The organism is Kribbella speibonae (genome assembly GCF_004331375.1).
GTDB lineage: Bacteria > Actinomycetota > Actinomycetes > Propionibacteriales > Kribbellaceae > Kribbella > Kribbella sindirgiensis.
Genome location: NZ_SJKC01000001.1, coordinates 674,407 through 687,409, shown reverse-complemented (window position 1 = coordinate 687,409; position 13,003 = coordinate 674,407). Strand labels below are relative to the sequence as shown.

Below are 13,003 nucleotides of genomic sequence, written 5' to 3'. Positions count from 1 at the left end.
CTTACATGACCAGAGTGCGTCGCAGCAGTAACAGGCCGGCGAGGGCTGTTGCTGCTGCGGTGAGGGTTAGGGCCTGGTGGATGGTGAGGGCGGCCAGGAGGTTGGTGGAGGCGATGAGGGGGACGGTTTGGGCTAGGGAGAGGAGGGATTGGAGGCGGGTCAGGTGGGATTTGGGGGTGCTTCGGATGAAGAGGGGCGCCAGGTGTGAGGTGAAGAGGCCTATGCCTGTGCCTTGGGTGAGGGTGGCGGCGATCGCGGTTGGGACTGTGGGGGCCAGGGCTAGGGCTGCGATACCTAGGGCGGCGAGGAGGCAGCCGAGGCCGGCGGTGAGGTCGGCGCGGGGGAAGGTGCCGAAGCGGGCGACGAGGACAGTGACGAGTAGTCCGCCGGCGACGTTGCCTGCCACTACGAGGCCTGCTTGTTTGGCTTCCCAGCCTTGGGAGCGGGCCAGTAGGGGGACGCAGAGGGACGTGACCGGGAGTACGAAGGCCGCGACCAGTGCGACGACGGCGAGGATCATTCGCAGTACGGGATCACCGATAGCCACTCGGAGTCCGTCGACGGCATCCTTCACGACCGATGGGCGGTCGCGCTTCGGGTGGATGTCGTACGGCGGTTTGAGGAGCAGGAGGACCGCGAACTGGACGGCGAAGGTCAGGCCGTCGAGGGCCAGCGCCCCGACCAGCCCGACGGCCGCGACGAGCAGGCCGCTGATCGGCCCGCCGGCGAGGGTGATGAGCTGCGTGGCCGACGTACGCAATGCCATTGCTCTGGGCAACTGGTCGTCGGGAACGAACAGCCGCGGGAGTACGCCGGCCGCCGGGAGTGCGAAGGCATCGACGGTGCCGACGACGACGGACGTCGTGAGGAGCAGCCCGGCCGAGACGCCGCGGAGCCCGACGGCGACGGCCAGCAAGAAGCAGCAGGAGCCGACGATTGCGGTGCAGGCGAGCAGGAGGCGGCGTGGACCGATGCGGTCGCCGAGTACGCCGCCGAGCAGGAGGAGTACGGCACGCGGCAGGGTGAACCCGGTCAGCACCAGCGCGGCGACCCGCGGGCCGATGCCCGTCGCGGCCCAGCCGAGCGCGAAGAACAGCGCGGTGTCGCCGAGAACCGAGAGCGTCGAACCTGCCAGCCAGCCGTAGTAGGACCGGTTCACCCGTCCAGCCGGACGGGCATCACCAGGGTGGTGAACGTGCCCTGATCGGCCGACCGTACGACGACCGGTCGCGCCGGTTCGCAGATCTCCAGCAGCACGTCCGGCCCGACACTCGCCTCGAGTGCGGCCGCCAGCAAGCTCGCGGTGAACCCGATCCGCACCGCCCCGGACCCGATCGCGTCGAGTTGCACCTCGCCGTCGATCCGGAGACTCTGCTGATCGATGTCAAAGGCAACGACATCGCGGCCGGTCAGTGCGCTCAGCAGTCCCAGCCGGTCGACGACCACCCGGCACGCGGGCGGCGTCAGCCCGTCGAGGATCTGCTGGTACGCCGGATACTCGGCGTCGACCAGTTGCAGTTCCCGCGACTCGTCTCCGCGCGCGAGCACCAGCCCGCCGTTCACCTCCACCCGGACGACGTCCCCCGCCGCAGCCCACCGACTCACCTCGGCGAGCTCGTCCGCCCGCACCAGCACCCGCGTCCCCACCCCACCGAACTCCACCGGCCGCACAGTCCGCACCGCCAGCCGATACCGATCGGTCGCAACAAACACCACCTCATCAGCCGACAACTCGACCAACACACAACTCAGCACCAGCCCCATGTCGTCCTCCCCAGCCTGGGCCGCGGTGGGGGTTACTTGGCGGATTGCGCTGGCTAGTTCGGGGCCGCCTAGGACGGCTGTTGTTTTCTGGGAGAGGAGGTTGGTGAGGAGGCGGGTGGCGGCTTCTCGGGTGGCGGTGGATTTGGCTTCGAGGGTGCGGAGGTGGGTGCGGATCAGGTCGGCGACCTCCGACGGAGACGCGTCCAGGGCGAGGCGGACGTCGGGCAGTGGGAGGTCGAGCTCGCGCAGGTCGCGGAGTAGCTGGGCACGGGGTTGTTGCGACTTGTCGTAGTACCGGTACCCGTTCGTCGCGTCGACCTCGGCGGGTGGGAGCAGACCGCAGTCGTCGTAGAACCGCAGCGCACTCGGCGCCAGTCCCACCAGCCGTGCGAACTCACTGATCGTCAGCCTCATGGGCCCGACCTTCATCCCTGCACCAACTCGAAGGTCAACTCCGGAACCGGCCCCACAGGCTGAGGGTCTTGCCGAACCGTTCGCCTCGGATCCAGTCCAGGATGCTCCTCGCGACCCGCTCCGGCGACACGTCCCCGCGCACCGACCGCGGTACGAGCTTGCGGATCTCGGCGGCGTCCGCGAGCGCCTCGTCGATCTGGGACTCCGGCCACCCCCGTCGCGCCAGCCGCTTCCGGCGTACAGCGTCCGGACAGTCCAGGTGCAGCCAGCGGCCCTCGGGCAGCTCGGCCGGCTGTGCCGGGGACAGCAGCAGGACCGGTAGGCCGGAGCGCCGGATCAGCTCGGTGATCCGCAGCCACAGCGCGTTGTACGCCGGCCAGATCGGCGCCGCCATCGGACTCGCGATGTCGAGCCCGAGCAGCCGGCCGTTGTCGTCCAGCAGCTCGTCCATGTCCATCACGACCAGGTTCCCAGGGCTCAGCCGGACCAGCTCCGGCACGACCGTGGTCTTCCCCGAACCAGGTGCCCCAGTCACCACGAACAGCCTCGTCATAGGGACTAGTGTGCGGTCACTCCACCAAGAGGCGCATGGGTGGTCGTGCCTCGCCTGAGATCGTCGGCAGTCCGCCGTGGCCGGGGGTGACCGAGCCGAGGACGCTCGAGTGCCCGGCGCCGGTGCAGCTCGGGACTGTTCCACCGAGTCCGTGGACGGTGAGGAATCCGAGAACGGCGAACGCGTACGCCTCCTTCGCCGCCGACGGGATCCCCAGCTCGTCGGTGGTCCGGACCGGAACCTCCAACTCGTCCGCCAGCAGATGCATCAGCGCCGGGTTCCGGATCCCGCCACCCGAGGCCACCACCTCGGTCCCGCCGTACCGCCGGACCGCGTCGGCGACGGTCCGCGCCGTCAGCGTGGTCACCGTCGCGACCAGGTCCTCCGCCGGGATCACCGGCAGCCCTTCCATCGCCTGGGCCAGGTACGCGAGGTTGAACAGTTCCTTCCCCGTCGACTTCGGCGCCGGCCGCGCGTAGAACGGCTCGGCCAGCAACCGCCCGAGCAGCTCCTCGTGCACCTGCCCGCGCGCCGCCATCACCCCGTCCGCGTCGAACGGCCGCCCGGTCAGCTCGGTCACGACGGCGTCGATCAGCGCGTTCGCCGGACCGGTGTCGAAGGCAACCGGTTCGTCCTGGACGACGGTGATGTTCGCGATCCCGCCGAGATTCAGCGCCACCGGTACGCCGGGACGCCCGCGCAACCACAGCACGTCGATGATGCTGACCAGCGGCGCGCCCTGCCCACCCGCCGCGACGTCCCGCGCCCGCAGGTCAGACACCACCGGTACGCCGGTGGCCTCCGCGATCCAGGCGGGCTGCCCGAGCTGCAGCGTCCCGCGCACCGAACCGTTGTCGACCCAGTGGAAGACCGTCTGCCCGTGCGACACGATCAGGTCCGCGTACCCACCGCAGAGCTGCTCGACCGCCTGCCCCGCCACCGCCGCGAACGCTTGCCCGATCCCGGTGTCGAGTTTGCACACCTGTTCGACCGAGGTCGACGCCGGCGGCAACGAGGCCGCGACCGCGGCCCGCAGCTCCGCCGAGTACGGCTGACTCAGCATCCCCAGCGGCGTCAGCACCAACTGATCGCCGTCCAGCCGCAGGTCCGCGGCCGCGGCGTCGATCGCGTCGTACGACGTCCCGGACATCAACCCGATTACTCGCATGTCAGTCCCGCAGCTCCCGTCGGTGGTCGTCGCCTCGCAATGTGAGTAATGCGATCACACTGACCGCACAGGTGACCACCACGTACCAGGCCGGGATGTCGATGTTCTTCGTGCGCTTGATCAACTCGGTGATGATCAGCCCGGCCGAACCCGAGAAGACCGCGTTCGACAGCGAGTACGCCAGCCCGAGCCCGGTGTAGCGCGCACGCGTCGGGAACATCTCCGCCAGCATCGCCGGCCCCGGTCCCGCCATCAGCCCCACGATGAGGCCGGCCACGAACACCGCGATGCCCTTGGCCGCGTTCCCCGACTCCTTGTCCTGCAGCAGGTTCATCAAGGGGAACGCCAGTACGACGACCAGCGCCGCGCCGGCCACCATCACCGGACGCCGCCCGATCCGGTCGCTCAACCACCCGGCCGGGAGGATCGAGACCGCGAAACCGGTGTTCGCGAGCACGGTCGCGACCAGGGCCTGCTGGAAGGTCGCGTTCAGCGTCGCCTGCAGGTACGACGGCATCACCACAAGGAACGTGTAGCCGGCCGCGGACCAGCCCATGAGCCGCCCGATGCCGAGGGCGATCGCCTTGGCCACCTCACCGGCCGCAGCCGGTCGCGGCTGCTCCTGGACACGCGTGAAGCTCGGCGTCTCGTCGAGTTTGAGTCGCAGCCACAACGCGACCAGACCAAGCGGTAGCGCCACCAGGAACGGCACCCGCCAGCCCCAGTCCGACAACGCGTCCTTGCTCAAGGTGGTCGCGAGAGTCGCGGCCAGCCCCGCACCCGCGAGCAGCCCGAGCGCGACGGTGAACGACTGCCAGGCGCCGTACAGGCCGCGCTTCGTCCGGGGCGCGAACTCCGTCATGATCGACACCGCGCCGCCGAACTCACCGCCCGCCGACAGGCCCTGCAGCGCTCGCACCAGCGTCAGCAACCACGGTGCCGCCGCGCCGACGCTCGCGTAGGTGGGCAGCAGACCGATCAGTGTGGTCGACAGCGTCATCAGGAGCAGCACGAGGATCAGCGTCGGCCGCCGCCCGATCCGGTCGCCGACCCGGCCGAACACGGCGGCCCCGATCGGGCGGAAGAAGAACGCCAGCGCGAACGACGCGTACGTCTTGATCAGACTCTCCGCGTCGCTGGTCGCCGTACTGCTGAAGAAGTTCGCGGCGATGACGGTGGCGAAGAAGCCGTACGCCCCGAACTCGTACCACTCGACGAAGTTCCCGACCGTCCCGGCCACCAACGACCGCCGCGTCCTGACCTCGACAGCGCCACTCATCCGAACCTCTTTCGTAACTTTCTCCCACCCACCACGACCATCTTGGTCCATCACTAACCGATCCGCGACCCCCCTCGACGACCTCTTGACACCACGTCGGCCGGCGATCGATGATTGCGTCCGCTAAACCGGTTTATCTCATCGGTGCAGCGACCCGCCCACCTGTGACGAGGAGTCGATCAGCTCATGAAGCGAAGGACCCTGTTGTCAGCCCTGGCCGCCGGAACCGCCGCGGCCGCCACCGGCGCCGCTGTGCCCGCCGTGGCCGCGGACAAGCGCCGCCCGCGCGCGAAGACCGGACCGGTCACCGTCGCGTACATCGAGGTCAACGACCACAGCATGCTGAACGCCGGCAAGTACACGCTGGCCAACGGCGGCGCCCAGGTGATCGACGTCGCGGTGATCTTCGCGGCGAACATCAACTACGACGGCACGAACGCCTACCTGCACTTCAACGACCAGGTGACGAGCGTGCTGGACAACGTCGCCACCCAGGTCCGCCCGCTGCAGCAGAAGGGCATCAAGGTCCTGCTCTCGATCCTCGGCAACCACCAGGGCGCCGGTTTCGCGAACTTCCCGACCCAGGCCGCCGCCGACGCGTTCGCGCAGCAGCTCGCGGACGCGGTCAACCAGTACGGCCTGGACGGTATCGACTTCGACGACGAGTACGCCGAGTACGGCAACAACGGCACCGGCCAGCCGAACGACTTCTCGTTCGTGTACCTGGTGCAGGCGCTCCGCGCGAAGCTCCCGAACAAGCTCATCACGCTCTACGACATCGGCCCGTCCGCCGAGCGCCTGACGTACGACGGCCAGAGCATCGTCGACACCTTCGACTACGGCTGGAACCCGTACTACGGCACCTGGGGCGTCCCGTCCGCGCCGAGCGTGAAGTCACGCCAGTCCCCAGCCGCGGTCTCGTACACCGCGACCAGCTCCAGTACGGCGGCCTCCCTCGCGCAGCGCACCGTCAACGAGGGGTACGGCGTCTTCCTCACATACAACCTCACCGAGTCCGACACGTCGGCGTACATGAGCGCCTTCACCCAGAAGCTCTACGGGAGCGCGACGGTCTACAAGCCGTAGACCCAGCCGGGCTGCCAATCGAACGGCTCCTCGATCAGCTCCGCGAGCGGGGCTCCACTGCCCACGAGGTGGTCGAGGGCCCATCGGTTGGCCGAATGCGCAACCACAAGCACTGTGCCGGCGTCATACCAGCGCTTCAGATCAGCAAGGAACGACCGGGTCAGTTCTACGACGTCTGCGTACGACTGACCGCCCGGAAACGGGGTGTGGACGCGCTCGACCCTGGGGGCGAGCGCGTCCCGCGGCGCGCCGTTGAGCTCGCCGTAGTTGCACTCACGCAGGCGCCAGTCCTGGAAGTGCGGCACCGTCAGCCCGGACAGCTCGACCGTCTGCACCGCGCGTCGCAGGTCCGAGCTGAAGACCACGTCGACACCGCGTCGCCGGTCCCCCAGTTCCCGCGCCTGCTCGCGGCCCGCGGCCGACAACTCACCCGGCAGCCAGCCCGTCGCCACGCCCTGCTCGTTGTCGATCGTGGTGGAGTGCGTCTCGTAAATCAGCTTCATACCTCACAGTCAATCTCCCTTTGCCCTCGTTACCGGCGGGTATATACTTAAGTTACTGGCGAGTAAAGTTGGGAGACTCTGTGAGTCACTACAAGTCGAATCTGCGGGACATCGAGTTCAACCTGCTCGAGGTCCTGGGCCGAGGTGACGTGCTCGGTCAGGGCCCGTACGCCGAGATGGACGTCGACACCGCCCGCGAGGTGCTCGCGGAGGTGGATCGGCTGGCCAAGCACGAGCTGGCCGAGTCCTTCGCGGAGGCCGACCGGAACCCGCCGGTCTTCGACCCCGAGGCCCACGAGGTCCGGATGCCCGAGGCGTTCAAGAAGAGCTACCACGCCTACATGGACGCCGAGTGGTTCAAGCTCGAGCTGCCAGCCGAGCTGGGCGGCCAGCCGACCCCGCCGTCGCTGCGCTGGGCCGCCGCCGAGCTGGTCCTGGGCGCCAACCCGCCGGTGCACATGTACGCCGCCGGCCCGAACTTCGCGCACGTGCTGTGGCGCAACGGGACCGAGCGGGACAAGAAGATCGCGCACCACATCATCGAGCGCGGCTGGGGCGCCACCATGGTGCTGACCGAGCCGGACGCCGGCTCCGACGTCGGCGCCGGGCGGACCAAGGCCACGCTGCAGGACGACGGCTCCTGGCACATCGAGGGCGTCAAGCGGTTCATCACCTCGGGCGAGCACGACATGACCGAGAACATCGTCCACCTGGTCCTCGCGCGGCCGCAGGGCATCGAGGGCGTCGGCGGTCCGGGGACGAAGGGCCTGAGCCTGTTCGTGGTTCCGAAGTACGACTTCGACCTCGAGACCGGCGAGCTGACCGGTGAGCGCAACGGCGCCTTCGTCACGAACGTCGAGAAGAAGATGGGCATCAAGGTGTCCACCACCTGCGAGATCACCTTCGGCGACGGCGTTCCCGCGAAGGGCTGGCTGCTCGGCGAGGTGCACGACGGCATCGCGCAGATGTTCCAGGTGATCGAGTACGCGCGGATGATGGTCGGCACCAAGGCGATCGCGACCCTGTCGACCGGCTACCTGAACGCGCTCGAGTACGCCAAGGAGCGGGTCCAGGGCGCCGACATGACCAACCCGGCCAAGGACGCGCCGCGGGTCACGATCACCCACCACCCCGACGTACGGCGTTCGCTCCTGACGCAGAAGGCGTACGCCGAGGCGCTGCGGGCGCTCGTGCTGTTCACGGCGACGTACCAGGACCGGGCCGAGCAGGCGCGGTACGCCGGTGAGCACGACAAGCTGGCCGAGGGCGTCAACGACCTGCTGCTGCCGCTGGTGAAGGGCTACGGCTCGGAGAAATCCTGGACGCTGCTCGGCACCGAGTCGCTGCAGACGTTCGGCGGCTCCGGCTTCCTGCAGGACTACCCGATCGAGCAGTACGTCCGGGACGCGAAGATCGACACGCTCTACGAGGGCACGACCGCCATCCAGGGCCAGGACCTGTTCTTCCGCAAGATCATCAAGGACCAGGGCAAGGCGCTCGGCCACCTCGCCGAGCAGGTGCAGGCGTTCGTCGCCTCCGAGGCCGGCAACGGCCGGCTCAAGGAGGAGCGCGGACTGCTCGCCAAGGGCCTCGAGGACACGCAGAAGATCCTGGGCATCATGGGGCAGGCCCTCATGGCCGCCAACCCGCAGGCCGAGAACGGCGACCCGCGGAACGTCTACAAGGTCGGCCTGAACACCTCCCGGCTGCTGTTCGTCCTCGGCGACGTGGTCTGCTCGTGGCTGATGCTCCGGCAGGCCGAGGTCGCGCTGGAGAAGCTGGGCGGCGAACTGTCCCCGGCCGACCAGGACTTCTACACCGGCAAGGTCGCGGCGGCCCAGTGGTTCGTCCGCTCGACGATGCCGACCGTCCGCGCCGAGCGCATCAAGGCCGAACTCACCGACCTCGACGTGATGGACCTGCCCGAGTCCGCGTTCTGATCCCGTACTCCTCCGGCTCGGCCACTTGCGCGGGTCGAGCCGGGGGTTCGGGGCCGTCGGCAAGCATGCCCCGAGTGAGGTCGGGGCGTGAAATCGGCTGATCTGCCCCGGGTTGCCCCACGATCTGCCCTGTTGCGGAGCGTGGCGGTGTAGCAACGTTTCTGCCCTGAAACACCGCGACCCTGGCTTGGTCTCCCCTGTCCGGGCCAGGGTCGCGCCCAAACTCCCCGGGTGGAACCAGCAGATGTGTCCGTACGTCGGTGTGAATGTGTCGAGACCCGGTCGTCGTAGGCTGTCCGCGATGCGCCTCCGACTTCTCACCGCCCTGCTCGCGACTCTCGCGTTCCTCCCCGCCCTGCCGGCGCGTGCGGAGACACCCGAACTTCCGGACCGGATCGCCGCCGCCTGGCGCACCGACCGCGTCTACGTCGACGAACGGATGCGGGCGGCAATCCCGGCGGTCGAGCTGGACCGGATCCGGACCGCGGCGCGCACAGCCGGCCTGCCGGTGTACGTCGCGCTCGTCCCGCGGACGCCGTACCTGCGGGGCAGCAGGTCGGACGTGCCCACCCTGCTGCATGCACGGATCGGCGAGCCGGGGGTGTATGTGGTCGCGATCGTGGACGCCAACTACTGGTCGACGACCGCGGAGCTTTACCGGCCGGCCGGACTCCGGGGCCGCAGCCTGAGCAGCGTCCGGTCCGACGACCGGCGACGCTTCGACGTGGTCTCGGACCGCCCGGCGCCGCAGGTCGTCCGCACGATCCAGCAGGCGTCGACGGCGTACGACGGCCGCGCCCTGCCGCCGGTCCCGGCGGCAGACCTGGAGCCGGACCGGGACGGCAGCCGCGACGGCGGCCTGTCGGTGAGCGACAAGAAGGACCGGGCGACGGCTGTCGGTGGCGTCATCGGCGGGCTGCTCGCGTTCGTGCCGATGCTGGTGGCCGCCCTGCGGTACCGGCCCGGCTCGAAGAGCACGAAGCGCGGGTCGGTCGACAAGCCGCCGATCGAGCCGTCTCGGGTACGACGGCAGGCGGACGGCAAGATCAAGCTGGCCGAGCAGGCACTGGCGCGCCTGGACCGTCGCCGTACCAAGTCGGGCGCACAGCTGGACCAGCGCGACGACGCCTACCGCCGGCTCGATGCGGCACGGGCGGTGCGCGCGGACCAGCCGGACGACGTACTCGCCCTGGCCGGTGCGTTCGTGCTCGCACGGCAGGCGGAGCGGGTCGCCTCCGGCGCGGCGCTGCAGCCGCCGTGCTTCTTCGACCCCACGCATCAGCCCGGCACGATCAAGGTCGACTGGTCGGACGACGTCGAGGTCCCGGCCTGCAAGTCGTGTGCGACCGCCGTACGCCGGGGCCGGACGCCGCGTGGTCTGCGGGTCCTGGCCAAGGCGGGGCTGCTCGGGCGCAAGCCGGTGCCGTACTGGACGCTCGACCCGGAGGACAGCCCGATGGTGGCGAGCGGATTCGGCGCGCTCTCCGACGATCTGCCCGAGCGCATCGGCGCCCGGAAGGACGAGGTCCGATGAGGCGGCTCGTCCTGTTGCTGGTGGCAACGGTCTTCGCGCTCACCGGGAGTGCGCAGGCGGCCACGCCGGCCGATTCCCGGATCGCCGCGGCGGTCGCAACCTGGGCGGAACGGCCGCTGTACGTCGATCCGGATTTCATCTCCGTCACCGACAGCGCCGAGACGCTCCGCGTCATCTCGGGCGCGAAGCATCCCGTGTTCGTTGCCGTCGTGCCGAGCGGCGAGTGGTTCCCCGAGAAGGGCGACACCAAGTTGCTCGCCGGCCGGCTGGCGGCCGCGAACGGCAAGCCCGGCCTGTACGTCGTGATGGACGGCTCCCGGACGGACGGCGTAGCGCACCAGCTCGGTGTATCGACGCCGAGCTGGACCTACGGTGACTACGAAGAGGCACTCAGCAAGCAGCTCACGGAGTACCTCGACGGGGTCAAGGAGTCGACGTACAGCACGCCCAAGCCTGCCCGGACCGAACCGCTGCCGCCCGACCCGGAGGACTCGTCCCCGCGGAAGCCGGAGAAGTTCACCGTCGGCACAGCGATCGGGCACGGCGCCGGCGGCGTCTTCATCGGGCTGATCTGCGGCGCCCTCCTCGGCGTCATCGTACTGACCGTGGCAGCGCAAGCCCGTGCACGGAAGAAAGGACGCGCGTGAGAGCCCGGATTCTGCTGAGCTGCTTGGCCGCGGTGCTGACCCTGCTGGTCGCCGCCCCCGCCGAGGCCGGTCCGACACGGACGCCGGCCGAGCGGGCGCGTGAGATCGCGACCGCGCTGGCCAAGGACCCGTTGTACATCGACCCGGCGTACAAGACGGCGCTGCCCGCGAACCTGCAGGAGGACGTCAGCAAGAAGGCGGGCGCGCTCGGGTACCCGGTCTACACGATGGTGCTGCCGCTGACGCCGAGCGACGAGTTCCAGGGCCAGGAGCAGAACGTGCTGACCCTGGTGATGGACGCGCTCAAGCGGCCGGGGCTGTACGTCGTGGTCGACGGCGGGAGCCGCTTCCCCTGGTACGAGGCGAAGAACGTGCCGCAGGTCACCGAGGAGAAGCTCGACGCGTCGCGGACCCGCGCGCTGGAAGACACGGGGTACGACGCGGGGCCGACCGAGGTGCTGGCCCGGATGTACGAGCTGCTCGCGCAGCCGGGGATCCCGAAGACGTCCAAGCGGCCGTCCGGTCCGGTGTCCCCCGTGCTCGACCCGGAGGGCCGCGGGTGGGGGGTCGCGCTGTGGATCGTCGGCGGACTCGTCGTCCTGGTCGGGCTCGGCCTGGTGCTCGGGCGCCGGCGCGGCGCCGGCCGCGGCAAGACGTTCCGGATCCCGCCGCACGTGGCCGCGACGGTGGCGGCCGAGCGGCGCCGCCGGCTGACCCGGGAGACGAACGCCGAGCTGACCACGCTCGGCTCGCAGCTCGCCGCGCTCCCGGCGACCGCAGGCGCGGGCCTCGTGCACCAGCACCAGCAGGCTGCTCTCGACGGCCATGCCGCCGCGTCGAAGGTCCTCGACTCCTCTCCGGACCTCGTCGGCCTGGTCGGCGCGATGGTCCTGCTGGACAAGGCACGCCGTGAGTACGCCGCCGCGGTCGCGGTCGCCGCCGACCGGAAGATCGACGCCGTACCGGACCTGTGCGCGTTCAACCCGCTGCACGGTCGCTCGTCGGGGCGGCCGACCAAGGTGGAGTCCGACGGCACCACGCTGACGCTGCCGTTGTGCAACGAGTGCCGGCAGGCGCTCAAGCACAAGTCGGCGCCGGCGTCGCTGCCCGGGAAGGACGGGCCGTACTGGCACGACGACTCGCTCTGGGCGCGGACCTTCTTCGGCACCACGGGCGACGATCTGGCCGCAGCGGTGTCCCGGGGCGAGCTGCGCCGGTAGCCGGGTTTCCCTGAGAGCGGTTCAGGGACGCGTCGGGGGATCTGCCGGATCCTGGGGTCCGGCCCCGGAGCCTACTGTCGTTGCGACAGCCTGGGTGGGCTCGAGAAGAGGCGGACGATGGCGGAGAACAAGCAGCTCGGCGTGATCCTGCTGGTGGCGGCAGCCGGGCTGGCGTTCTGGCAGTTCGGGGATCGGGACTCCGACGACACGCACAAGATCGACGACAAGATCACCACGGTCCAGCTCGCCGCGGGCCACGCCGACATCACGATCAACGTGTCCGACGACGACCAGGCCAGCGTGCGGGAGAAGCGCAAGTTCTGGTTCTGGAAGCACGGCGACGCGTACTCGGTGAAGGACGGCGTACTCAAGCTCGACGGCGACTGCGGCTGGCAGTGCACCGCCGACTTCGAGGTGACCGTGCCGCGCGGCACCAAGGTCACCGGCGACAACGGCAGCGGCGACCTCGAGATCACCGGCGTGGCCGGCATCGACGCGAAGTCCAACTCCGGCAAGGTCGAGCTCCGCGAGGTCAAGGGCGACGTCAACCTCGACGTCACGTCCGGGGACGTGAGCGTTCAGGACCTGACCGGCAAACTCGACGTCAAGGCGAACTCCGGCGACATCGAGGCCAGGGACCTGCGCGGCGGCGCCGTGAACGTGGAGACGACGTCCGGCGATATCGAACTCGACGTCTCCGAGGCCAACGACATCCGCGCCAAGGGCACCAGCGGCGATATCGAGATCAGCGCCCCGACCGGCGCCTACAAGGTCACGACCGAGAGCAAGCACGGCGAGGTCGACGACGGCCTCGGCAACACCACGACCGCCGGCCACACTCTCACCGCCACCACCACCTCAGGAGACATCGAACTCCACAGCCGCTGACTCGGGT

The 13,003-nt window shown here is 69.6% G+C and carries 12 protein-coding genes; 6 read left to right on the top strand and 6 right to left on the bottom strand.

The window, feature by feature from the left end; genetic code table 11:
• Position 1: 1 nt before the first annotated feature.
• The 5 genes from E0H92_RS03495 to E0H92_RS03475 are packed head-to-tail and all read right to left on the bottom strand — an operon-like array spanning position 2 to position 5,178.
• A complete protein-coding gene (locus tag E0H92_RS03495; RefSeq protein WP_165549680.1) occupies positions 2-1,159 on the bottom strand; it encodes an MFS transporter in 1,158 nt (385 codons plus the stop codon).
• Positions 1,156-2,178, bottom strand: a complete 1,023-nt coding sequence (locus E0H92_RS03490; protein WP_131495357.1) for a DNA polymerase III subunit beta family protein — start codon at positions 2,176-2,178, stop codon at positions 1,156-1,158. Before E0H92_RS03490 ends, E0H92_RS03495 begins: the two co-directional genes overlap by 4 nt.
• Before the next feature lie 34 nt (positions 2,179-2,212).
• Entirely contained in the window at positions 2,213-2,731 is a 519-nt protein-coding gene (locus E0H92_RS03485) for an AAA family ATPase (protein ID WP_238173299.1), read from the bottom strand.
• A 16-nt stretch (positions 2,732-2,747) separates the two neighbouring features.
• On the bottom strand, positions 2,748-3,899 hold the full coding sequence (locus tag E0H92_RS03480; protein WP_131495356.1) for an anhydro-N-acetylmuramic acid kinase: 1,152 nt from the start codon (positions 3,897-3,899) through the stop codon (positions 2,748-2,750).
• 1 nt (position 3,900) lies between these two features.
• Complete coding sequence (locus E0H92_RS03475; RefSeq protein ID WP_131495355.1) at positions 3,901-5,178, bottom strand: MFS transporter; 1,278 nt, start codon at positions 5,176-5,178, stop codon at positions 3,901-3,903.
• A 339-nt stretch (positions 5,179-5,517) separates the two neighbouring features.
• Between E0H92_RS03475 and E0H92_RS03470 the strand changes: the two genes are divergently transcribed.
• Positions 5,518-6,264 carry an endo-beta-N-acetylglucosaminidase H gene (locus E0H92_RS03470; protein ID WP_475009323.1) on the top strand — a complete coding sequence of 249 codons (747 nt, stop codon included), beginning with the start codon at positions 5,518-5,520 and terminating at the stop codon, positions 6,262-6,264.
• Here E0H92_RS03470 and E0H92_RS03465 read toward each other — a convergent pair.
• On the bottom strand, positions 6,252-6,767 hold the full coding sequence (locus E0H92_RS03465) for a histidine phosphatase family protein (protein ID WP_131464446.1): 516 nt from the start codon (positions 6,765-6,767) through the stop codon (positions 6,252-6,254). The two genes, E0H92_RS03470 and E0H92_RS03465, sit on opposite strands and share 13 nt — an antisense overlap.
• A gap of 80 nt (positions 6,768-6,847) precedes the next feature.
• Here E0H92_RS03465 and E0H92_RS03460 point away from each other — a divergent pair, with 80 nt between their 5' ends.
• The 5 genes from E0H92_RS03460 to E0H92_RS03440 all read left to right on the top strand — a co-directional run bounded on the left by E0H92_RS03460 (position 6,848) and on the right by E0H92_RS03440 (position 12,996).
• Positions 6,848-8,707 (top strand): acyl-CoA dehydrogenase, encoded by a 1,860-nt coding sequence (locus E0H92_RS03460; protein WP_131464443.1) that lies wholly within the window; start codon positions 6,848-6,850, stop codon positions 8,705-8,707.
• A gap of 301 nt (positions 8,708-9,008) precedes the next feature.
• The gene (locus E0H92_RS03455; protein WP_131495354.1) at positions 9,009-10,241 is read left to right on the top strand and encodes a hypothetical protein; all 1,233 of its coding nucleotides are present in this window, start codon (positions 9,009-9,011) and stop codon (positions 10,239-10,241) included.
• On the top strand, positions 10,238-10,888 hold the full coding sequence (locus E0H92_RS03450; protein ID WP_131495353.1) for a hypothetical protein: 651 nt from the start codon (positions 10,238-10,240) through the stop codon (positions 10,886-10,888). The genes E0H92_RS03455 and E0H92_RS03450 overlap by 4 nt, the downstream gene beginning before the upstream one ends.
• The gene (locus E0H92_RS03445) at positions 10,885-12,108 is read left to right on the top strand and encodes a hypothetical protein (RefSeq protein WP_131495352.1); all 1,224 of its coding nucleotides are present in this window, start codon (positions 10,885-10,887) and stop codon (positions 12,106-12,108) included. The genes E0H92_RS03450 and E0H92_RS03445 overlap by 4 nt, the downstream gene beginning before the upstream one ends.
• 117 nt (positions 12,109-12,225) lie before the next feature.
• On the top strand, positions 12,226-12,996 hold the full coding sequence (locus E0H92_RS03440; RefSeq protein WP_131495351.1) for a DUF4097 family beta strand repeat-containing protein: 771 nt from the start codon (positions 12,226-12,228) through the stop codon (positions 12,994-12,996).
• Positions 12,997-13,003: the final 7 nt, after the last annotated feature.

Coding starts and splice junctions, on each gene's coding strand:
- E0H92_RS03485 (WP_238173299.1), bottom strand. CDS start 2,731: ATGACGAGGCTGTTCGTGGTGACTGGGGCACCTGGTTCGGGGAAGACC.
- E0H92_RS03475 (WP_131495355.1), bottom strand. CDS start 5,178: ATGAGTGGCGCTGTCGAGGTCAGGACGCGGCGGTCGTTGGTGGCCGGG.
- E0H92_RS03455 (WP_131495354.1), top strand. CDS start 9,009: ATGCGCCTCCGACTTCTCACCGCCCTGCTCGCGACTCTCGCGTTCCTC.
- E0H92_RS03465 (WP_131464446.1), bottom strand. CDS start 6,767: ATGAAGCTGATTTACGAGACGCACTCCACCACGATCGACAACGAGCAG.
- E0H92_RS03470 (WP_475009323.1), top strand. CDS start 5,518: ATGCTGAACGCCGGCAAGTACACGCTGGCCAACGGCGGCGCCCAGGTG.
- E0H92_RS03490 (WP_131495357.1), bottom strand. CDS start 2,178: ATGAGGCTGACGATCAGTGAGTTCGCACGGCTGGTGGGACTGGCGCCG.
- E0H92_RS03450 (WP_131495353.1), top strand. CDS start 10,238: ATGAGGCGGCTCGTCCTGTTGCTGGTGGCAACGGTCTTCGCGCTCACC.
- E0H92_RS03480 (WP_131495356.1), bottom strand. CDS start 3,899: ATGCGAGTAATCGGGTTGATGTCCGGGACGTCGTACGACGCGATCGAC.
- E0H92_RS03440 (WP_131495351.1), top strand. CDS start 12,226: ATGGCGGAGAACAAGCAGCTCGGCGTGATCCTGCTGGTGGCGGCAGCC.